We start from the raw sequence: 20,096 nt of genomic DNA, 5'->3' as shown, positions 1-20,096 counted from the left end.
AATTAATTAGTGAGCCATATTATTTAGTTGAAACCTGGTGTGTGAACACCACCTGTAGAAAAACCTGAGATTACTTTATTTCCATCTTTCATTACCTCTATTTCGATCCCATTTATTGTACTTCTGTGAAGAGTTATCCCATCTCGTGTTCCAATACTTGGGCTATCTGCAACTTTTTTTATAGCATTAATAATAGCATCATCAGACCATGTATTTGGAAATAATGTGCTTGTTTTAATTTTTGAAAGATTTCCATCTGGAAATTGCGTTGTGTATTTAACCCTTCTTGTGCCATCAGTATTAACTACCATTTCTTCAACTGCATAGTTAGGATTTCCGTTGTTTATCTTTGGAGAGTGACCACCTATAACATCATTCTTATTTGAGAACTTTCTCTGTCCAAATAATATCTTTTCCTTCATAGCATCATCTATAATAGTAATATTCTTTACATAACTAGTGCTGCCATTTTTAAAATCAGCCTTTGGAATTCTATTCGATCCAGATTTGATCTTAAAACCCTTATTGATTTTAACACGACCGCCACTAAGACTTCTAATCCCCATAAAACTAGAAAATACACTACTGACAATAAGAGATTTCGCGTGCCATTCAGATAGTTTTTCTCCCGTCCAAGGATTATATCCTTGTTTGAACGCTTCTATTTGTACCAAGTTAATATCCACATCTTCTGATTCGTTATCTAGTTTAATGTGTCCATTTTTAAGTGCTTCATTATAGGCCAGAGTTGCTTTGGCTGCTTCTTGATCAGTAACACCATTCTTGCTGAGAATCCACATATTCCCTACAAATTTTTTGTCATATTCATCATAATCATAAGCTGGCTTATCTTGTTCTACTCCCTTGGTATTCATCATCCCCATAGCCCCTGCAAGTGCAGGAAAACTATCAGTAACTCCGATCAAATTTCCCTGTTCAGCGTCCGCCAAACTAAATTTATCCGCATGATGACGAAGTTCTTTCGCAATGGAGTCTGTAAGTGTAACAAAGTCATCCATATTCTTCTGTGAAATGTGAAAGCTGTAGTAGAATTGCTCCTTCGTTATGCCATCCCAAAATTGTTCCATAAACGAGATTTGCCGTAATAACTGACCATTCATTTGAATAGCCGTTTGCTGCGCAAGCTCAAATTGCTTAGATACGGATATAAGTAGTTCAGGTGTCACTTTAATTGTTGTCATAATTTACCTCGGATTAGGTTCGTTAGGATATAATAGCATGATTCAAATTTATGGAAAACCTTCTCTACTCCTAATTGTTATAAGAATAAGAAGTCTTATTCCCTATGACCTATGACTTATATTTATCAAATACAGCTCCCTCTTAATTATAAAAAAGTACCTCTATAACTCGTCATCTCCTGCTGAATATTCGCGAAAATATATCTTATTTCAGTCAACTCACTATTAAGATAATTACCCGTAAAAATATTGAGTCTCAAAATCATTACTTCAAGCAATAAATGGATTCGTTTTCGTCAGCATCCCTTCTTGCTCTAAATCTAAATGAAAATCCTCCGACTAAATAGCGAAATAATCGCTAAAAATAAATAGCGATTATTTCGCTGATATATTCTTGGTTTGGAGGTGAGTAAGATGTACCAAAGAATCCGAGATTTGCGTGAAGATAGAGATTTGACTCAAACCCAAATGGCTGAATATTTGAATTGCAGTCAGCGAATATATAGCAATTACGAACGCGGTGATGTTGATATTCCTACGAGGATTCTAATCAAACTAGCTGATTTCCATAGCACAAGCACAGACTACTTGTTAAACAGAACGAAACAAAAAAAGCCTTACCCGGCAGGTTAGCTCCTTTTAGAAATAAAAAAGGTAACTCCGCATGAAGGAGCTACCTTTCAAAAATTTTTATAATCGACTCCTTCATTCTTCTGAACTGCCTATATTATTCCTTCTTTCCCGTCAAATACTTCAATCATCATTAATGCTCCCATTTTATAACCCTCAATATAAGCGGAAGCGGACAATAAGGAAATTAAAACATCATGTAAATCCGAAAGTTCTTCAATTAATTTGTAATCCTGTTCTGGCAATTTTGTTTTGAGGGCTTCCTCAGCATCGGCTATTCTCTGAGAAACCAGTTCAAACTCAGTGTCTTTCGATTTGATCCGTTCACTTGGGTTACATTTTCCGTAATAAAAGTTCTCCAAGATACTCATGATCTACTCCTTCTTGATATGTATTATTAATCCTCTGACTAATTTTAGCGAAATATTCGCTAAAAATCAATAGCGATTATTTCGCTAAGATATTCTTGTTTAGAGGTGAACAAGATGTATCAACGGATTCGAGATTTGCGCGAAGATAAAGATTTAACTCAAACTCAAATGGCCGAGTATCTGAATTGTAGTCAGCGAATATATAGTAATTACGAACGTGGAGATGTAGATATTCCAACGACGATTTTAATTAAACTAGCCGACTTTCATAATACAAGTACAGACTATTTACTAAATAGAACGAAACAAAAAAAGCCCTACCCCGCAGGATAGAACCCTAGGAATACCCAATACTTTTAAGCCTATAAAATCAATGTTTTATAGCCTAACTTACACAAGTTTTCAAACTCAACAACTATATAATCCAAACTCGAAAAATGAACATAAAAACAGAGTAGGCGGAATGGTGCTGTACAAGCGAATCGGTTGCTTTAAAAGCTTTCCGTAGGAAAGCTCGCTTCGGAAGTTCACCTCCCCGGATTTCTACCGCTGATTATAGGCTTTAATTCCAGAAATCCGGGGGCGGTGGCGATGGGAAGCATCATCCGACTGCGTAGTGGCACGATATATAGCTGAAAAGCTCGTTTGAGCTACCTTCTCCCCACTCTCATTGAAAGCATCCCTTTAAATCGCTAGAATGAGGGATACCGAACATGGTACGGGTCATTTCATTGGCTTTACGAAGGAGCGGAGGGGAAACATCATGAACTATATGCTCAAAGAAATCTATGTACATACCCAACTTCCCTTAGGCGACAAACTGTCGGCAGACACAGACTATCATCTGCTGCTTGTACTGGAGGATGGTGAAGTCGAACTTACGTGCAAGCATGTGCAAAAGCACCTGAAGCCGGGACAGCTTCTATTCCTTCAGAACAGCAAAGAGCTACAAGGGAAGCAAGTTTCTTCCGGCAAGCTACGCTTGTTCCTATTAACCATACAAGAGATGGGCAGCGAGCGGGGTTTTCCGAAGCATATTATTCAAGGTTCTTTAAAAAGAACGTGGGCCAATGCCTGCAGGATTACCTGACGGGCATTCGAATGCAACAGGCCAAGAAGCTACTCACCAAACAGCATAACTCTATTCATGCCGTTGCAGGTTTGAAAGCACCTGACTTTGCCAAAGCAGGCATTGTCATGAATGAAGTGATCGAGAACGTATCGCTGGAAATTTTGCCTCAACTCAATCCTGATCATATTTTCCTGATTGTGTCTGGCGGGGAAGCGGAAAATGAGTAAGCGCTTAACGATCTGCGCAGTAATAGAGTATGGAAAGGCCTGAACGTGGTGAAAAAGAATCACGTACACATCGTGGATAACACCGTATGGGTTACCGGCTTCGGTCCGATTGCTTATGGGCAAGTGCTGGACGAAGTGAATACTGCTCTTCTTGGAAAATAAGCAGGACTTCTTTTTATAGTATGACCGACTGCAAATACAAAGAGCATTGCCCTGTCGATAACATCGGCTTGGACAATGCTCTTTATTTTATAGTAACTGCCCTTGGGACAGCATCTTCTGCGCATTAAAGTTAGAAGTCATAACAAGCGAAATTTTTAAAAAATCCTCACTAATTACTATATAAGCTGAACTTAAGATTTGCATAAGGGGTCTTAACCGATACTCCGAAAAAGGATTGGACTTTTTGCCGCTGTTGTTTTTGGATTTCTTTCATTATCTTAGCTCTTCACCCCGGCGAAATCCAAAAACAAAGGCGGTCGCTATCGCTCCTACAGTTCCAATCTTTCTCTCCGTTTCTCCCCGCTCTGTTCTTATCTTCAACTTGTAAGCAAAACATTAACAAAAATGAGACCTTTGACTAACACTTGTTCATCATTCCTTGTGTATATTATTTCATCATGAATTGAAGGAGTGGTATCATGTCAATAAGATCGAAAATTAAACAATCCAAGACAAGCTTAACTCGAAATAATCATGTTAATAAGAAAAAAAATACCCCACTTATAAAACCAGGGCTCGAATCCCAAATGAAAAACCCAAGTCCAAAAAAAGGACTCAATAGTAGAAAATATCGTGTGAATCAAGTTGTAAATTATGGATTTGATATGCCGAATTTTTTCCCTTGGCGGGCAGAAGGAGCAGTATATTTATCGACGCTTCGCCCTTACACCGGTCCACAATCTGCTTTCTTTGCTGTACAACCAGGCAGGAGCGCCTATCTCAGGCAACGAGTTACTCTAGGACAACCGGGCTCTAACGGATATAGATTAACCTACTATGTACTTGTAGATCGTAACAATAACAACGGCGTGTTGCAGATAAGCCTATTGAATACTGCTGTATCTAGAACAATACCTCTAAACACTTTACCTTATACAAGCTATCAGCCTTTTAGTATATTTTTTTCCGATGCAGATGTGAATGGGCAATCTAACGTTGATTTGGAGATTAGGGTAAATGGCGGTAATAGTCCCTCTTTTTTATTACTTGATGTTGTGACGATACTTCCCAGGAACTAAATCTGTAAGAAGGGAAACTTGGAGCCATGTCTTAAAGTGGAGACTTTTGTAATAATAAAAACACTACTCCGGTGGTATTTTAGACTATCATTTTTTCTTTCCAGATTAACCCCTCTTTCTTCCACTTTATGACATACTATATTAATATACCTAGTGAAAAGAGGAGCTAAGATACCTGGTGTCATCAACTTTAATAGCTCCACACTTACCAATCTTGACGACGGCAATACTGGAATCTCTCTACATACAGAAACGAATGAGCGTGAGCAGTTGCAGGTCGATGCCGTGATCGTTAATCAAGAGATGAAATGCGATTACGGTGCTATACGGGAATGGGGTCTGGACCTTGGTGAGTGGAACTTGCAGGTTGGAGACGGAATGACGACAAACATCCCTGGCGTTTTCGCCGCAGGCGACTTCGTAGCTTATGAGAACAAGGTTGAACTGATTGCAGGCACCTTCACCAGCGGCATCCTGGCTCTAAACAGCGCCAAGCAGTATATGGACCCGGACGCGCCCATTATGGCATATGTTTCCTCCCACAATGAGCGTTTTAAAGAGAAGAACCTCGAATTAGGAATTATTGAGGAAGAAGCATAAAACAACCAACACTGGACAAATAAGATATAATTTCCAGCGCTGAATCGATTGAGCTAGGGGTCCAACTTAATAGTTAGAAATTTCGATCAGGTTACCATCAGGATCTCTTATATACACGGATGTTATGGGAGCTAATGCTCCAGTTCTCTTTACAGGACCTTCTTCAACAGGTATCCCACAGCTATCCAAATGGAGCATCACATCTGATAGTTGGACGTCTGTTATAAAACATAGATCAGCACTACCGGACATGGGTGTTTTTGCTTTGGGTTCAAACTCTTTACCTACTTCATGCAGGTTTATTTTCTGTTGTCCAAAGTGAAGTGCCTTTCTTCCCTCTCCAAAAGTGATAATTCCCATCCCTAATACTCGGCTATAAAAATCACAGGTTATATCCATATTTTTAACAGTCAAAACCAAATGATCCAATCGAGAGATATGAATGACGATCAGCCCCTTTCAAGGTTATACTACAAAGTATATGACACGATATAAAATCGTGGTAGTTATTCATCGATCCGCAACGTGTCGGCATCTGCTACCAAAGCCACTTTTCTATCTGAATGCTTGCTTTGCAACATATTGTCCTTTCGTCCAGGCAATAGTTCTATTTCAGTTTAGAAAGAAGCAACCCCAGCTCTCCTTCGTCCAAATGTCTCCATTGCCCCCGCTCCAGCTTGTCCAAGGTAATATTCATGATTCGGATCCGCTCCAGCTTCAGCACCCTATATCCCAAAGCCTTGCACATTCTACGGATTTGTAGATTAAGACCTTGGGTTAAAATAATTCGAAACTCATATTCGCTTTGCCAATATACCTCACAGGGTTTGGTGATGACGTCCAATATTTCGACACCGCGAGACATGGCCCCCGTAAACTCGTCTGTAACGGCTTTATCAACGGTTACTACATATTCCTTCTCATGACCATGCTCGGAACGCATCATTTGATTCACAATCCCTCCGTCGTTGGTTAATAAAATCAGTCCCTCCGACGCTTTATCCAGCCTGCCGATGGCAAAAATTCGTGAAGGATAGTTGACATACGTAATAATATTGCCCGCGACCTGTTCCGCTGCCGTACAAATAATGCCAACAGGCTTATTCAGGGCTAAATATACAGGTTCGCTATGATTAGTAGGAATGGCTTTCCCATCGATCAATACAATATCCTGTGGCTCTACATCCGCTCCTGCTTCACAAACATTTCCATTTATCATAATTCGACCTGCTGCAATCAATCTGTTGGTTTCCCGGCGTGAGCAGAATCCGGTTTCGCTTATGTACTTGTTAATTCGCATAATCCACCTGCTTCTGGTTGTAGTATTGGGTTCTAAATGAAACTATGAAGCTTGTACTATTTTTCCGACTAAAAAAACACCTGATTGTTCTTGCTTAATCAGATGTTCGCCTTTTAGGACTACACTATGCTTGCCCGGCTTATTTGCTACTGCTGCCGCCGCTTTTATTTCTGGTTGGTTTGACAGTACCGCCTTTTGCGCCACCTGTCGCTTTGCTTCCCGGTGCGCCTGTAGAAGCGCTTTTTACCCTGACGGGCTTCGCTGTTTTGTTCCAGCGTGTCCAGCCCTTACTACCTGTACCTCTGCCTGTTCCGCCGCCCTTACTTTTTGCACCCATGTGATCACTCCAATAGTTTTCGTTCAGACTTAACTAAGCTATCATACCATTACTTTTGACATAATGCCTGCTTGATTTAAAAATAGCGACAAATAACCTCGTTCCTCTGGCTAAAGGCTGTACACAATAAAGATACGCATAAACCTGTCCTTTTAAACGATACACGTTAGATTTATCCATGAATTTGTAGTATTTTTACCTATGCACAGGTAATAATGAAATATGAAACTATAGAATGTAAAATACTTAGTCTTGAAGGAGCGAAGCATATGTCGGTTGATGTTTATCTTAACTTTAATGGGAACTGTCGTGAGGCAGCAGAGTTTTACGCAGAGGTTTTTGGTACGGAAAAACCACAAATCATGACGTTCGGAGAAGCACCGCCCAACCCCGATTATCCTCTACCGGAAGAAGCAAAAAATTTGGTCATGCACACGCGGCTTAATATTGATGGTAGTAATGTGATGTTTTCAGACGTTTTTCCCGGGATGCCTTTTGTTGCTGGAACTAACATCAGCCTCGCCATCGTCAATAAGGATGAAGAGAGAATTCGTTCGTTTTTTCATAAGCTAAAAGAAGGCGGAACCGTAAGTATGGAGCTTCAAGAAACATTCTGGAGCAAATGCTACGGCAGCCTTAAAGATAAGTTCGGAATTGAATGGCAATTGAGTTATGACAGTGAAGCGTAGAAGCAAATAAAAAGACGTTAACCCGGATCAAATCTTGCCTGGGTTAGCGTCTTTTCCATTAATAAAACATTAGCTGGCCTTCGATAATAAGTACAGAAAATAAGGGGTAACCAGGATCGTGATAATAATTCCGGTTGGAATATCAGCACCAAAACTGATAGTCCGAGTAAGTGTATCAGCAATCAAAATGACTAGTGCACCAACCAATACAGTCGTAGGTAGCAACAGTTTATGATTGGGCCCTACTAGCTTGCGGGCTAGATGGGGACTGACCATGCCTACAAAAAAGAAATTTCCACCTAGTGCCACGCTACCAGAAGCGAGCGCCACGGCAGCAATCGTCAAGCCGATAAATTCCCTTTTAATCGCTACGCCAAGCCCCGATGCCGTCTGATTTCCCAAGTTCAACGTATTAAGCGTGTTCGACCTGTAAAATGCGTAAAAACTAAGGATAAGCACCCATGGGAGCAGCACCATGATATAGCTCCAGTCGTCCCCCCACAGGTTTCCGGCCTGCCATCGCAGAGCAAAGTCATATTGCTGCTTGTCTAGCCGGAGCGTCATCATCAGAGATAATGCGCTGTAGCCACTGCCCATCGCAACTCCCGTTAAAATTAAACCCGTAGGTGAAATGTCTCTTCCCCGCCTGAAAGCAAACATAAAAATCAAAAATGCTGCCGTAAGGCCGCCTGCAAAAGCCAGCCCTGGAAGAATAACAGGTGATAATAATCCATCACTGGCGAATAACGTAATATACAAAAGTACAAATAAACCCGAGCCTGAGCTGATTCCCAGCGTACCTGGGCTGGCCATGTCGTTTTTGAGCAAACTTTGCATAATACAGCCCGATATGGCCATGCCTATACCTACCAATATGGAAAGCACAATTCGGGGCAGTCGAAAATCAAACACAATCAGGTTCTGCTTGCTCGTTCCTTCGCCAATGATGACCTTGAAAACTTCGATAGGAGACAGATTCATCTTCCCAACATTCATACTGAGTACGGCAACTAGCAGAGTCAACACAGCTAACAGCAAAATAATACCTATCCCTTTGGCATTGCGGGACTTGTTCAACTAAACTCCCTCCTCTGCTTGCGCACAAGGTAGAGAAAATAGGGTACACCCACCAACGCAAAAATAATGCCAAGCGGTGTTTCATGAGGGCGGTTAATCAATCGTCCCAGTAAATCTGCTGCAACCAGAAAGACTGCACCATACAGCGCTGAGGCTGGAATAATATATCGGTAGTCCGTTCCGACCAAATGGCGCATGATGTGTGGCACAATCAACCCAACGAAGCCAACAGGACCAACGACAATGACCGATATTCCCGTCAGGATTAATACAATCAGAGTTGAGAAAACCTTGATCCTGTTCGCGCGGATTCCCAAGCCCGATGCCACATCCTCTCCAAAGCTCAAGATCGTAATTGAGGGAGAAAGAGCGATAGCACAGATCAAACCCAATACAAACAATGGTGCAATAAAAGCCAATTCGTTCCACTGAGCACTGGCCGTACCACCAGCAGACCAATAATCAAGTGCTTGACCAATCTCATACTTAATAGCGATAAAAGTGCTAAATGCACCAAAAAGCATCGAGATGGACATTCCTGCCAGCACTAGGCGCTGAGGCGTCATTCCTCGCTTGCCTATAGATGCGATGTAATACGTAATCGCTGTAGTGACTGCCGCACCCAGACAGGAGTACAGCATGGTTTCTCCATAGGAACGACCAGGCAAAAAGGCCATACATAGCGCAATAGCAAATGTCGCTCCAGAGCTAATCCCTATAAGCCCTGAATCCGCCAGTGGATTGCGAGTGGTTCCCTGCATAATCGCCCCACACACAGCCAAGCTGCACCCTACAATGATGTCTGCCACGGTACGCGGAAAACGCAAGGTATGAATAATCTGGTGTTCCGTAATATTGGGATCAAACTGAAATACAGCACCCCACGCCAGATTCAGGCTCATTTCCGCAGCACCAAAGGTAATCGAAGCTGCGGTAACCATGAATAGCAGGAACACGCCCACGATCATATAGCTTATAAAATGAAACATTCCTTTTTTACTTTGTTCTTTGTGAGTAGACATGAATTACACCCTTAGTTGGTCAATTATGCATCGGTTACTTCGCTTGGTCCAGTAATTTATTAATCATATAATCCAGTTGTCCTGTCATACTGGCAACGTCCGAATAATAGAACAGTCCCGCATATTCTGCTGGAATTTCAATGATGTGTCCATTTTTAACTGCCGGGATACTGCTCCAGATTTTCGTTTTAGCATATTCGGATTCCTTCCCCTCTTTTTTGAACCAGAGGACGTAATCTCCAAAATATTCAGCAGCTACTTCATAGGATAAAGAGCCTCGACCTTCTCCGGAATCCTTAATCAACGTATTGAGTTTTTCCGGCTTGTGAAGTCCAAGATAATCGTAAAGCAACGTTCCTCCACGTGAGCCTGTTTCATAATATACTCCGTAGGAGTCACTACCCCAATCTTCAAAAATGCTAAACGTTTTGTCCTTGAATATGTCGGAATTTAGTTTCTCTTTCGCCTGACTCAGCTTGCTCTCAAAGAGTGCAATGGCCTTGTCCGCTTCATCTTCATGACCTGTCGCCTGACCGAGGAGTTTGATCCGTTCAAGAGAAGTCATTTTATCCTCAGGCACCACGAGAACAGGCGCAATTTTGGACAGCTTATCATAATCCTTTGTATCATATGTAATGATGAGATCCGGATCATACTTCATAATTTCCTCGGTTTCCCACTTTTCAATATTGGGGATGTCGTTAAACTTATCGTAAAAAGGCATCGTTTCTTGTTTCCAGCCCATTACCGCTGCTGGCTTGATCCCTAGTGTAAATACATCGCCAACATACCAGTTCACCACTACCCGTTGAGGATTAGCGGGCACCTTAACATCTCCTTTTACCGTAGAGACTGTACGCGTATCAGAATCACTACTTACCTCTTCCTTTGTGGAGGATGCAGGTTTAGCAGATGAATCGGAGGAACTGCCAGCATTACCACACCCTGAAATAACGAAGATCATTACGAATAGTACACATAAAACCATGTGAAATTTCTTGTTCATCATACGATTCATGTTGTAAAACTCCTTTGAAATATAGTAAGTGTAGAACATACTTAAAATTAGTGATATTGATAATCATTATCACTAATATAAAATTGTAAATTTCACCTGAGTTATTGTCAACTGTTTCTTTAACCTTTTTGTTTTACTTTAATGGGTTCTCCAGCTTACTTCTTCTATTGGCTTCATGCCATTCCTGATAGATACCCCCAATTTCATAAGACGCTGTGTTAATTGCAGTTGCCAGCTCCTTCATGATCTCCTTGGTATATTTTAAATGAGTATTTATGTTATGAGAAGAGTATAGCCCCGCTCGCTAACTTGTACATACGGGCTAAGATCATCGTAAAAATCCGTACGGAAAGGTCGACTTACATATTGCTCATACTGGTCTTCATACATCGAAGTTCGTTCAAGCAGCTTAATAGTCAGATCTATGATTTCTTGTTCGCTATACATTTTTTTTCATCAGATTTTCTCTTCCTTTCACAATCTTCAACTCATTTTATCAAACAAATAAACGATACATGAATGACCGTTTAATATCATTAAATTACTAGTGTTGCAATAAGAAGTGAAACTTATTTTTTACCAACTATTAACAATTTTTTTGGTGCAAACGATAATTAGAATAGAGGGGATTTTCCCTTCTATATTTCAAACTGGAGGAGACAGGCGAATGAATAGAGTATGGACGAAGGCATCGGCTATTCTATTGGTAGTAGTGTCCCTGTTATTCAACGGAACGTACGCGCTCGCAGCTTCGGCAACATCCACTTATGTAGTTACGTTCCAGCAGGCGACCTTGGTATCGAATGATCATGTAGGCAACGAATGGGCGATTGCTGCCCAAGCAGGCGGCAAATCCATTGAGGAAGGCAGCAGCGTGAAGGTCAAGGTCAAACCGGGCGGTAGTATTCAGTTATATGCCTATGCCGAGGAACAGGATAAAATCCCTGACGAGGGCGAAGCCCGCAAAAACGTAAAAGTCTCCACCATTTCTGCCAAAGGTTCTACCGTTAAGCTAAGAGTTACTGTCACTGAAAACCGCGGACGCTATTCAGGCAATCAGGCAGTTTGGGAATTTACGTACAAGATCAAAAAACAATAATAGAACGTAAAAATAGACCGTCACTCCCAGGAGCGGCGGTCTTCGTTTTTACAAGGACAATTTATGCTAAGAAACATAATTCCTTTACTTTGTTAGACAGAAATGTTCTTCAACCTGTTGTATTGTATCCATAATGTCAGTTCCTAAGGATTTTCTTTTTAAACATTTGAAGCCACTATCCCGAATAGCATGCTTGTGTTTATCTTCATTGCAAAGTATCGTTCGGAAAACATTCTCCATCGCGACTTCAGGATGATTAAGACCCTGAATGCAATCATACATATCTTGCTTACAATCCCGATTAAAATAATCGTTACGAACCACTTCTACAGACGCGAGTAAAAATACAACTCGGCTATGGGCGGATATCTGCTTTAATAGCTCTGCTGAAAAAAAGCCATCCACAATGATTTTTTTGCCGTTTGCCTGGCCAGTAATCTGGATTAAATCTGCTACAGCCATTCCGGTCTGCTCCTGTAAAGTGGCATCCAGCCTCTTCGAATATTCCTCTATAGGACGCATAAAATACTCTTCCCACGATGTAAAGTTTGGGCGTTCACTCATTGCTGTCTCTTTAACCTTAATATTAAGTGAGCTGTCATAGTGAATACCCATCACTTTGTACCGTCAGATTAGTAAGAATAAGAAAGCTCATTTTTGAATTCATCTACCCGTTGGATGATATGCAGAATATTGCGACCTTCACGAGTGCCATCAATAATACGACGAGCTTGTTTGCTGTCCCCGATATTAACGACTTCTACTTGATGTTCCTTACCATATTCGAGCAAGCTGTCCATAAGCGGACTGAATGAACGCATACCCAAGCATACGAAACCGAGGTCAAAAGGAATCTCAAACTCCTGTTCTCCGTGTTTTACTTTGAAACGGTCGCTGCACACTTCTGTCAAAGCAGTTTCCGTATGAACGTTCACTTCCCGCTCCTCCACCATTTTCATCATGGAAATACGGGTAATCATATCAAGGTCTTTGCCCAGTAAGGGCATCATCTCAATAATGGAAACTTCTTGAGCGCCACGCTCTGCGTAATATTCGACAACGTCCAATCCCACGGCTCCGCCACCTACTACAGCAATGCGTTTGCCTTCAAACTCTTGGAAGTTCTCCATATTGTGCAAAAGATCAAAGATAGAGAATACTTTGGTACCCGGTTTACCTAGTTGATCATGCAGACCTGCAATCGGCGAAAGCAGTGGTTTGGCACCTGTTGCATTGACAATAATATCAGGATTCAAAGCCGTAATCATCGGCAGATCCGCTTGGGTTCCTGTGATAATATCCAGATTGGTCAGTTGTTTGGCGCGTTGAATCAGATAGTCCGGGAAATCATTAATACGCGTTTTGTCCGGCAATCGGGCAATATCACGAGCCAAGCCACCCAATTCTGGTTTTTCTTCGAAAAGGGTTACTTTGCAGCCTACTTCTGCCGCTGTACATGCCGCTTCCAGCCCTGCGGTACCGCCGCCAATCACAACTACTTGAACGTTATTCTTAACACGTTGTTTCCGGTATTCTGCTTCTCTGAACAGGTCAGGATTTACAGTACAGCAAATCGGTTTACTCTTGGAAATGCGATGATCGGCACAGCCGATGTTGCAGGAAATACATTTTCTAAGCAAATGTTCGTAGCCGTTCTGTACTTTAAGCACCCAGTTGGGTTCTGCAATCAGTCCCCTACCCATCGCCAGAAGATCAGCGTCCCCTCTCTCCAAAATATCCTTGGCAGCCTGCGGGCTCCGAATATTACCTGAGGTCATGGTGACCTTACCGAATTTTTCTTTTACCGCCTTGGCCATATAAGAGCGCCAGCCATCCGGCAGGTTCATCCCGTCAATCTGGAACTGGATGGAATCATTCAGAGCAGCAGACACGTTCAGAATATCTACCTCATCATTCAAATACTCCAGCAATTCCAATGTATCTTCCAGTGTGTTGCCGCCTTCTGTGAACTCTTCCGCACTAAAGCGTAAGCAGATCGGGAAGAATGGGCCAACCACCGAGCGAATTTCATCAATCACCAATCTGGCAAATCGTGTGCGGTTTTCTGCGCTGCCACCAAATTCATCCGTACGTTTATTATACATAGGGGACAGGAACTGACTCAGCAAGTAGGAATGACCCGCATGTATTTCCACGCAGTCAAAGCCGGCCCGTTGCGCTCTTCCCGCTGCCTCCCCGTATTTGCGTACAATGGCGTAAATTTCTTCTTTTTGCAAAGGTCTTGGAATCGCTCCACCCTTTTTAGAAGGAATATTCGAAGAAGATATAGGCTGAACTCCATTCAATCGCCCAGCATAAGCGGAAGCACCTGCGTGGTTAATTTGGACAGAGACGCAAGCTCCATAAGAGTGCAATGCTTCTGTTAGTCTAAACAATCCGGGAATAAACTGATCGTTATCCATACGCAACTGGGTCGTTCCGTTCGTACCCATTGGGAAATCCAGACAAACATTTTCTACTGTTATCAGGCCGGTACCACCTTTGGCCCGCTGCACGTAATAGTCAATATGATCCTGAACGAAGCTTCCGTCCATAGCCGCAAAGTTAGTACCCATCGGTGGCATAACAATCCGGTTTTTTAACGTCATGCGCCGAATTGTTAGAGGCTCAAAAATAGCAGGATAGTGGTTCATTGTTCTTCCTCCTTGCGAGTTTGCAAATTTCATGTTCAAGTTTTCATTAAAGCATTCTCAAATGTGATTTTTTTCACTTTTAGGAACGTCGAGGTACTTTTGAGTACGACCGTTCCTTATGATTTGATTTTATATCATCTGATCTATAAATTCTAATGCTATTTTATGTATAGAATCATAGTTTCAATCTATAGATTGAGTTCAAAAAAAGGAACAATCTCTGAGGAATGTCCCTTTTTTGTCATAAAATTTTCGCTCACATATCTGTCGAGCAGCTTGCGCATTTTAGCATATCCATCTCCCTTAAACGCACCCAATCGAGTGCTAACAGGATATGCTTCAATGTCGCAGGCGACAGTCCCCAGTTTTCTTGAATACGCTTGGAAACTTCATCTTTGTACATGATATCCGCCAAATACTGAACAAGCTCTTCTCCTGATTACCAGCTTCGTTGGGCAATAAATATGCGTATTATGTGAAAATCCAGACATATCGTTGGAGTAACGAGAATCGTTCATCGGGTGTGGATATCCGTCATTCTCCTTAAAAACGAAGAAAAAGCTGTAAATATTCAATATTTCGTAACTTTCTACCGTTTAACAAAATCATTTTATAGGCTATATTAAATTTTAAGTAAAAGTAACAAGGGAGGTTTATTCATGTTCAAAAATGCTTTTAAGACATTTGGAGTCATTGGTAATATTGAAGCGATTTCATATATGTTGCTCGTATGTATCGCTATGCCGCTTAAATACGCAGCCGGGATGCCGCAAATGGTAAGATGGGTCGGTATGATCCATGGTATACTGTTCGTGACTTATGTAGTTGCGATTGTGGTCATGCTGATTTTGCGAAAGCTTTCGGTACTGCAAGGGCTTGTAGCCCTGATTGCCTCATTGCTGCCCTTCGGGCCTTTCATTTTTGACCGTAAGGTATTGAAGAAAGCCGAAGTGCGCGATAATGGTGCTACTCCGGTAAAAGCTACATAGGCACATACAAAAATAATTTTACGTAAAAACACGGCTTTCCGGGACCTCTGTAACCTTGGAAAACCGTGTTTTTATTTGGTATTGTAAAATGTTATTTTCCGAAGTTCTCCAAGCTTTCATAATAGTCATCTGACGGAGATTGAAAAAGGGGCGCCCCACTTTGTCATGATTTCATTCCTTTATATTATGTAATCTTATAGACAAAACCCCCACTAATCTCTTGGGTAATTCACACTCATGATATCCATAAAAGGAACTTTGTCCGTTTCACCATTATTCTCTACGTGCACTCTGCCCGTTCTCGGATCCATTTTAACGATCTGCCCGCGGGTTGTTTCTTGACGTCCCCATACGGTCAACACGACTTCGGATTGCTCTTGCTGTGCTTCTGCAAGCTGGTTCCCGATTTCCTCCAGCACAAATTCATCCCGGGTAGGCCGTTTGGCCACCTTCGCCTTTGCCACTTGCTTTCACCCTTCCTTTACTGCAAAATCAAATTCATTCTATTTTACCATACTTTTCATCATTTGGTGCTGGGAATCTGAGTTAAATCGTGTCACTTGCGTATAAAAAAGAACCGATTTTCTCACGAACAAGAAAATCGGTTCTCAAAGCTGGTCAGCCAGGAAGCAATTCCATATCCTTTTTTATTTTATCAGCTGTGGAATGTAATCCGCTACATTATAAATAGGTGCGCTGTTCTGCTGAGTAACGGCCAGAATTAAGGCGCCTTCCAGCATGGAAATAATAAGTACCGCCAGACTATGTGCCTTTGTCTCCGTCCATCCCGCCGTCTGAAGACGCTCCATATAGATATGTTGCCAATCTGTAAACGTATTCACACAAGCATGTCGAAGCGATTCGCTGATGCAGGAAGTTTCCGCAGCAGTCCAAAATCCGATGGGCATAAAGCCATTAAAGTTCGTTTGGTCCGCTTCCTCAGCTGCATTGCGGATGAAATCCTGTATGGCGAGCACAGGATCCTCGTTCCCTGATAGCGTTTCTTTCAACTTTTGCTTAATATACTCATTTCCTCTTCTGATGCACTCCAGAGCCAATTCCTCTTTTCCACGCGGAAAATAATAATAGAGCGAGCCCTTCGGTGAGCCACTCTCGGCAAGAATCTGATTGAGTCCAGTAGCATGGTAGCCCTGATGAAAAAAGAGCCTCGAAGCGGTTTGTACAATATTTTCATATGATGCGGGTTTAGCAGCCATATACAGCATCCTTCATTAATATAATATTTACAATTTTTATTTTGACAAAGAAATAACTTCATGTTTATTATATATAGACCGATCGTTATAATTCAATACCATCAATTTATTGGAGGAACAAAAACAACATGAGTACAATGACTCAAACAAGCCCTCCGTCTGATCCCAAGACGTTCAAGGTGCTGCCTATTATGATTGCCCTGCTGCTTAGCGGCTTTATCGGAATGTTCAGTGAAACGGCGTTGAACATTGCGCTGAATGATTTGATGCAGATTTTGCACATTACAACAGCAACAGCTCAATGGCTGACCACGGCCTTTCTGCTTACACTCGGTATTTTGGTACCTGTATCGGGCTTGCTGCTTCAAACCTTTACGACAAGACAGCTTTTCGTCACATCACTGCTGTTCTCTATTGCGGGGTGTCTCGTTGCTGCGTTGGCACCAACCTTTTCAGTGTTATTGATCGCACGCATTCTTCAAGCCGTCGGTACAGCACTTTTATTGCCGTTGATGTTTAATACGATCTTGATCATTTTCCCGGCTGAAAAGAGGGGCGCAGCTATGGGGATCATCGGATTGGTTATTATGTTTGCTCCTGCGGTTGGACCTACGATTGCGGGTCTGGTGCTGCAAAATCTGTCCTGGCACTGGATTTTCTGGATCTCCCTTCCGTTTCTGATTCTTTCGCTAATTTGCGGTATCTTGTTTATGCAGAATGTTTCGGAGATTACAAAACCGAAAATTGACGTTTTATCAATTCTGCTGTCTTCTATTGGCTTCGGTGGCGTTGTGTTCGGTTTCAGTAAATCTGGAGAAGGCGGCGAAGGCTGGGCTAGTCTGGTAGTTTTGCTCCCTCTGATCATCGGATTGGTATCTTTGATTCTGTTCTCTGTACGCCAGTTGAAAATGAAGCAACCGATGTTGAATTTGCGCGTCTTTAAATATCCGATGTTTGTTATCGGCGTTGTGATGGTCTTCCTGTGTATGATGACGATCCTTTCTACAATGCTGATTCTCCCGCTCTTTTTGCAAAAAGGGCTGGCCCTGTCCGCTCTGTCCGCAGGATTGGTGCTTCTGCCCGGCGGAATTATCAATGGTCTGTTGTCACCCATCATGGGCTCCCTGTTCGATAAATTCGGTCCAAAATGGCTCGTTATTCCGGGACTTGTGATCGTTGCCGCTGTCTTGTTTTTCCTGTCAGGCATTACGACGACATCAGCTATCGTACTCATTATTGTGCTGCATAGCTGCCTGATGATCGGTATTTCTATGATCATGATGCCTGCTCAGACGAACGGTCTGAATCAGTTGCCGATGGATCTGTACCCGGACGGTACAGCCATTATGAGTACGCTCCAGCAAGTTGCCGGTGCAATCGGTACAGCTGTGGCGGTTAGCATTCTCTCCAAGGGCATGGAAAGCTATTTGAGCCAATCCAGCATGCCGAAATCTGTAGAAGAATTGGCGAATGCTATGGCGTTTGGATCACAGAATTCTTTCTTCTTTGCCATGATCATCAGTGTAATTGGATTAATTCTTGCGTTCTTCATTCGCAGAGTTCATGTAGAAAAAGGGGCTGCTCAAGCTCCCATGCATTAATAGATAATTTTATAGCTATCTATGTTCAAAAATATCCTAAAAGTGAAAAGGCTGCTGACTATCTCCATGGTCAAGCAGCTTTTTTCTTTTATGACCCTATATACATATTTCTATAATTACATATTTACAAACCTTCTCCATTTGGTTACGATATGCTTTATGAGTTAAAGTGTAAAAATTACGATTACGATCAAGGAGGAATATCTGTTGTTTAAGAATCAGTATTTTAAACTCTTCATACTGTCGGTACTGGCAGGGATGATGGCGGCGTGCTCTTCAGCACCATCAGCTTCACCCTCTTCATCTGCTGCAAATGTACCACAAGATAAAAGTGTTACCCTATTGTTCAATGTGCAAAGCCCTTCTGTAGATCCTCATACGGATGTGAATTACACAGCCGTTCGTGCCGGAGTGAGTGAAACGCTTGTCAAGGTGAACAAGGATCTCAAGCTGGAAGCTTGGCTTGCAGAGAAATGGGACAGTAAGGACGGACAACACTGGACCTTCAACATTCGTTCAGGCGTGATCTTCCATAGCGGTAAAGCTGTCGATGCCGCTGCTGTCAAAGACTCTCTGGAAAGAGCACAAAAACTCAATCCATCGGTTAAAAATGCGCTGCATATCCGTGATATTCAAGCAGATGGTCAGATTTTAAACATCACGACAGACAAGCCTTTTCCGGAATTTGTATCTGAGCTGATTCATCCGAATACGGCGGTGATAGATACCACCTTTACAGGTGATCTTCCATCAGGGACAGGCCCGTTCAAGGCCGCCAGCTTCCGCGCCGGAAGTGAACTGAATCTGGATCGTAATGAGCAATACTGGAATGGCGAAGTGAAGCTGAAGCATGCCAAATTCATGTTTAACGAAGACGCCAATGCACGCCAGCTTGCCTTTCAAGCCAAGGATGCCGATATTGTGTACCGCCCGCCGATTGAAAGTCTTGATTTGCTGAAAGCCGATCCCACCGTTAAGGTTGACTCTCTTCCCAGCCTGCGGACGCATCAGCTCATTTACAATATGAATAACAACGATCTGAAAAAAACGACGGTGCGTAAAGCATTCGATAGCCTGATTAATCGGGATGAGATTGCCAGCGGTATTATGTCCGGTCAAGGAACCCCTGCTCAAGGTCCATTCTTGTCTGACTTTCCTTTTTCACCAAAGTATACTACGAAAAAGTTTGATTTGACTGCTGCGCGAGAAGGCTTCAAGCAGGCTGGATACAAAGTGCAGGATGGTAAAGTTACAACGCCCGAAGGCAAGCCGCTTCATCTTATATTACTGACTTACCAGTCGAGAGCAGAGCTCCCACTCATTTCACAGCTGATTCAGGCTAACGCCAAGGAGTTGGGCATTACGATTGATATCCGCCAGGTTGATAATATCGACGAATACCTTGCGGCTAATCAGGATTGGGATTTGGCGACTTATAGCAGTATTACAGCCCCGCGTGGCGATGCAAGTTACTTCCTGAATGCGACTTACATGCCTGAGGGAGCGTTGAATTATGGACGTGTGCATTTACCGGAAATGGAAGCTCTGATCACGAAGCTGAACATGACAGTGAACGAGGAACAACGTAACAAGCTAGCGCTGGAAGCCGTTATACTAATTGATCAAGAAAACCTGCAATCCTTCCTTGTTCATCCGAATAACGTAGTGGCCTATCGAAATTACGTACATAACTGGGTGACAAGTCAAAGTGAACACTATCTGCTGACTCAGGATCTGGATGTGAACTAAG

At 42.4% G+C, this 20,096-nt stretch carries 23 protein-coding genes and 1 pseudogene; 11 read left to right on the top strand and 13 right to left on the bottom strand.

Translation table 11 applies throughout. The features are described 5' to 3' along the window. Window positions 1-23: 23 nt before the first annotated feature. The gene (locus ACWXW9_RS02090; RefSeq protein WP_494928052.1) at window positions 24-1,202 is read right to left on the bottom strand and encodes an EndoU domain-containing protein; all 1,179 of its coding nucleotides are present in this window, start codon (window positions 1,200-1,202) and stop codon (window positions 24-26) included. Window positions 1,203-1,616: 414 nt separating this feature from the next. Here ACWXW9_RS02090 and ACWXW9_RS02085 point away from each other — a divergent pair, with 414 nt between their 5' ends. Next, window positions 1,617-1,835 carry a helix-turn-helix domain-containing protein gene (locus ACWXW9_RS02085; protein WP_494928051.1) on the top strand — a complete coding sequence of 73 codons (219 nt, stop codon included), beginning with the start codon at window positions 1,617-1,619 and terminating at the stop codon, window positions 1,833-1,835. A gap of 89 nt (window positions 1,836-1,924) precedes the next feature. On the opposite strand, the gene ACWXW9_RS02080 is transcribed toward ACWXW9_RS02085, so the two are convergent. Beyond that, entirely contained in the window at window positions 1,925-2,203 is a 279-nt protein-coding gene (locus tag ACWXW9_RS02080) for a DUF6809 family protein (protein ID WP_404592270.1), read from the bottom strand. A gap of 114 nt (window positions 2,204-2,317) precedes the next feature. On the opposite strand from ACWXW9_RS02080, the gene ACWXW9_RS02075 reads away from it, so the two are divergent. The 5 genes and pseudogenes from ACWXW9_RS02075 to ACWXW9_RS02055 form a co-directional block, all read left to right on the top strand. Then, window positions 2,318-2,536, top strand: coding sequence for a helix-turn-helix domain-containing protein (locus tag ACWXW9_RS02075; protein WP_494928050.1), 219 nt, complete (start codon window positions 2,318-2,320; stop codon window positions 2,534-2,536). A gap of 430 nt (window positions 2,537-2,966) precedes the next feature. Then, window positions 2,967-3,293 (top strand): hypothetical protein, encoded by a 327-nt coding sequence (locus ACWXW9_RS02070; protein WP_494928049.1) that lies wholly within the window; start codon window positions 2,967-2,969, stop codon window positions 3,291-3,293. 11 nt (window positions 3,294-3,304) lie between these two features. Continuing rightward, window positions 3,305-3,502 carry a hypothetical protein gene (locus ACWXW9_RS02065; protein WP_494928048.1) on the top strand — a complete coding sequence of 66 codons (198 nt, stop codon included), beginning with the start codon at window positions 3,305-3,307 and terminating at the stop codon, window positions 3,500-3,502. A gap of 641 nt (window positions 3,503-4,143) precedes the next feature. Continuing rightward, window positions 4,144-4,743, top strand: a complete 600-nt coding sequence (locus tag ACWXW9_RS02060) for a hypothetical protein (protein ID WP_494928047.1) — start codon at window positions 4,144-4,146, stop codon at window positions 4,741-4,743. A 243-nt stretch (window positions 4,744-4,986) separates the two neighbouring features. Next, a pseudogene (locus tag ACWXW9_RS02055) lies at window positions 4,987-5,343 on the top strand (thioredoxin reductase); the annotation flags it as partial. Between the two features lie 66 nt (window positions 5,344-5,409). Here ACWXW9_RS02055 and ACWXW9_RS02050 read toward each other — a convergent pair. From ACWXW9_RS02050 to ACWXW9_RS02040, 3 genes are all read right to left on the bottom strand, one after another. After that, window positions 5,410-5,763, bottom strand: a complete 354-nt coding sequence (locus ACWXW9_RS02050; RefSeq protein ID WP_494928046.1) for a VOC family protein — start codon at window positions 5,761-5,763, stop codon at window positions 5,410-5,412. Window positions 5,764-5,950: 187 nt separating this feature from the next. Further along, complete coding sequence (locus tag ACWXW9_RS02045; protein WP_494928045.1) at window positions 5,951-6,643, bottom strand: pseudouridine synthase; 693 nt, start codon at window positions 6,641-6,643, stop codon at window positions 5,951-5,953. Between the two features lie 139 nt (window positions 6,644-6,782). Beyond that, window positions 6,783-6,980 (bottom strand): DUF3934 family protein, encoded by a 198-nt coding sequence (locus ACWXW9_RS02040; protein WP_134914697.1) that lies wholly within the window; start codon window positions 6,978-6,980, stop codon window positions 6,783-6,785. A gap of 269 nt (window positions 6,981-7,249) precedes the next feature. Between ACWXW9_RS02040 and ACWXW9_RS02035 the strand changes: the two genes are divergently transcribed. After that, entirely contained in the window at window positions 7,250-7,669 is a 420-nt protein-coding gene (locus tag ACWXW9_RS02035; protein ID WP_354453278.1) for a VOC family protein, read from the top strand. A gap of 69 nt (window positions 7,670-7,738) precedes the next feature. Here the strand turns inward: ACWXW9_RS02035 and ACWXW9_RS02030 are convergent, their stop codons facing one another. The 4 genes from ACWXW9_RS02030 to ACWXW9_RS02015 all read right to left on the bottom strand — a co-directional run bounded on the left by ACWXW9_RS02030 (window position 7,739) and on the right by ACWXW9_RS02015 (window position 11,233). Further along, window positions 7,739-8,746, bottom strand: coding sequence for a FecCD family ABC transporter permease (locus tag ACWXW9_RS02030; RefSeq protein WP_494928044.1), 1,008 nt, complete (start codon window positions 8,744-8,746; stop codon window positions 7,739-7,741). Continuing rightward, on the bottom strand, window positions 8,743-9,768 hold the full coding sequence (locus ACWXW9_RS02025; protein ID WP_494928043.1) for a FecCD family ABC transporter permease: 1,026 nt from the start codon (window positions 9,766-9,768) through the stop codon (window positions 8,743-8,745). Before ACWXW9_RS02025 ends, ACWXW9_RS02030 begins: the two co-directional genes overlap by 4 nt. Before the next feature lie 34 nt (window positions 9,769-9,802). Beyond that, window positions 9,803-10,786 (bottom strand): ABC transporter substrate-binding protein, encoded by a 984-nt coding sequence (locus ACWXW9_RS02020; protein ID WP_494928042.1) that lies wholly within the window; start codon window positions 10,784-10,786, stop codon window positions 9,803-9,805. 273 nt (window positions 10,787-11,059) lie between these two features. Beyond that, window positions 11,060-11,233, bottom strand: coding sequence for a hypothetical protein (locus ACWXW9_RS02015; protein ID WP_494928041.1), 174 nt, complete (start codon window positions 11,231-11,233; stop codon window positions 11,060-11,062). 220 nt (window positions 11,234-11,453) lie between these two features. Between ACWXW9_RS02015 and ACWXW9_RS02010 the strand changes: the two genes are divergently transcribed. After that, a complete protein-coding gene (locus ACWXW9_RS02010) occupies window positions 11,454-11,885 on the top strand; it encodes a hypothetical protein (protein WP_494928040.1) in 432 nt (143 codons plus the stop codon). 84 nt (window positions 11,886-11,969) lie between these two features. Here ACWXW9_RS02010 and ACWXW9_RS02005 read toward each other — a convergent pair whose 3' ends face one another. Continuing rightward, window positions 11,970-12,449 carry a hypothetical protein gene (locus ACWXW9_RS02005; protein WP_494928039.1) on the bottom strand — a complete coding sequence of 160 codons (480 nt, stop codon included), beginning with the start codon at window positions 12,447-12,449 and terminating at the stop codon, window positions 11,970-11,972. Window positions 12,450-12,517: 68 nt separating this feature from the next. Continuing rightward, complete coding sequence (locus tag ACWXW9_RS02000) at window positions 12,518-14,539, bottom strand: oxidoreductase (RefSeq protein WP_494928038.1); 2,022 nt, start codon at window positions 14,537-14,539, stop codon at window positions 12,518-12,520. 659 nt (window positions 14,540-15,198) lie between these two features. Between ACWXW9_RS02000 and ACWXW9_RS01995 the strand changes: the two genes are divergently transcribed. After that, window positions 15,199-15,528 (top strand): DUF3817 domain-containing protein, encoded by a 330-nt coding sequence (locus ACWXW9_RS01995; protein WP_494928037.1) that lies wholly within the window; start codon window positions 15,199-15,201, stop codon window positions 15,526-15,528. Between the two features lie 212 nt (window positions 15,529-15,740). Here the strand turns inward: ACWXW9_RS01995 and ACWXW9_RS01990 are convergent, their stop codons facing one another. Both ACWXW9_RS01990 and ACWXW9_RS01985 read right to left on the bottom strand, forming a co-directional pair. Then, window positions 15,741-15,992: a YolD-like family protein gene (locus ACWXW9_RS01990; RefSeq protein WP_025685709.1), complete on the bottom strand. Its 252-nt coding sequence runs from the start codon at window positions 15,990-15,992 to the stop codon at window positions 15,741-15,743. Between the two features lie 183 nt (window positions 15,993-16,175). Further along, complete coding sequence (locus tag ACWXW9_RS01985) at window positions 16,176-16,745, bottom strand: TetR/AcrR family transcriptional regulator (protein WP_494928036.1); 570 nt, start codon at window positions 16,743-16,745, stop codon at window positions 16,176-16,178. 137 nt (window positions 16,746-16,882) lie between these two features. On the opposite strand from ACWXW9_RS01985, the gene ACWXW9_RS01980 reads away from it, so the two are divergent. Both ACWXW9_RS01980 and nikA read left to right on the top strand, forming a co-directional pair. Continuing rightward, the gene (locus tag ACWXW9_RS01980) at window positions 16,883-18,346 is read left to right on the top strand and encodes a DHA2 family efflux MFS transporter permease subunit (RefSeq protein WP_494928159.1); all 1,464 of its coding nucleotides are present in this window, start codon (window positions 16,883-16,885) and stop codon (window positions 18,344-18,346) included. 207 nt (window positions 18,347-18,553) lie between these two features. Further along, window positions 18,554-20,095 (top strand): nickel ABC transporter substrate-binding protein, encoded by a 1,542-nt coding sequence (nikA, locus tag ACWXW9_RS01975; RefSeq protein WP_494928035.1) that lies wholly within the window; start codon window positions 18,554-18,556, stop codon window positions 20,093-20,095. Window position 20,096: the final 1 nt, after the last annotated feature.

The organism is Paenibacillus sp. LT-B23, from assembly GCF_059417685.1.
This window is presented reverse-complemented; position numbering and strand designations above follow the sequence as displayed.

Bases quoted from the DNA above. Each gene is read 5' to 3' on its own strand.
- ACWXW9_RS01980 (WP_494928159.1), top strand. From the start codon at position 16,883: ATGACTCAAACAAGCCCTCCGTCTGATCCCAAGACGTTCAAGGTGCTG.
- ACWXW9_RS02090 (WP_494928052.1), bottom strand. From the start codon at position 1,202: ATGACAACAATTAAAGTGACACCTGAACTACTTATATCCGTATCTAAG.
- ACWXW9_RS01985 (WP_494928036.1), bottom strand. From the start codon at position 16,745: ATGGCTGCTAAACCCGCATCATATGAAAATATTGTACAAACCGCTTCG.
- ACWXW9_RS02065 (WP_494928048.1), top strand. From the start codon at position 3,305: ATGCAACAGGCCAAGAAGCTACTCACCAAACAGCATAACTCTATTCAT.
- ACWXW9_RS02020 (WP_494928042.1), bottom strand. From the start codon at position 10,786: ATGAATCGTATGATGAACAAGAAATTTCACATGGTTTTATGTGTACTA.
- ACWXW9_RS02025 (WP_494928043.1), bottom strand. From the start codon at position 9,768: ATGTCTACTCACAAAGAACAAAGTAAAAAAGGAATGTTTCATTTTATA.
- ACWXW9_RS02080 (WP_404592270.1), bottom strand. From the start codon at position 2,203: ATGAGTATCTTGGAGAACTTTTATTACGGAAAATGTAACCCAAGTGAA.
- ACWXW9_RS02015 (WP_494928041.1), bottom strand. From the start codon at position 11,233: ATGTATAGCGAACAAGAAATCATAGATCTGACTATTAAGCTGCTTGAA.
- ACWXW9_RS01995 (WP_494928037.1), top strand. From the start codon at position 15,199: ATGTTCAAAAATGCTTTTAAGACATTTGGAGTCATTGGTAATATTGAA.
- ACWXW9_RS02085 (WP_494928051.1), top strand. From the start codon at position 1,617: ATGTACCAAAGAATCCGAGATTTGCGTGAAGATAGAGATTTGACTCAA.
- ACWXW9_RS02000 (WP_494928038.1), bottom strand. From the start codon at position 14,539: ATGAACCACTATCCTGCTATTTTTGAGCCTCTAACAATTCGGCGCATG.
- ACWXW9_RS02035 (WP_354453278.1), top strand. From the start codon at position 7,250: ATGTCGGTTGATGTTTATCTTAACTTTAATGGGAACTGTCGTGAGGCA.
- ACWXW9_RS02060 (WP_494928047.1), top strand. From the start codon at position 4,144: ATGTCAATAAGATCGAAAATTAAACAATCCAAGACAAGCTTAACTCGA.
- ACWXW9_RS02010 (WP_494928040.1), top strand. From the start codon at position 11,454: ATGAATAGAGTATGGACGAAGGCATCGGCTATTCTATTGGTAGTAGTG.
- ACWXW9_RS02070 (WP_494928049.1), top strand. From the start codon at position 2,967: ATGAACTATATGCTCAAAGAAATCTATGTACATACCCAACTTCCCTTA.
- ACWXW9_RS02040 (WP_134914697.1), bottom strand. From the start codon at position 6,980: ATGGGTGCAAAAAGTAAGGGCGGCGGAACAGGCAGAGGTACAGGTAGT.
- ACWXW9_RS02005 (WP_494928039.1), bottom strand. From the start codon at position 12,449: ATGAGTGAACGCCCAAACTTTACATCGTGGGAAGAGTATTTTATGCGT.
- ACWXW9_RS02045 (WP_494928045.1), bottom strand. From the start codon at position 6,643: ATGCGAATTAACAAGTACATAAGCGAAACCGGATTCTGCTCACGCCGG.
- ACWXW9_RS02075 (WP_494928050.1), top strand. From the start codon at position 2,318: ATGTATCAACGGATTCGAGATTTGCGCGAAGATAAAGATTTAACTCAA.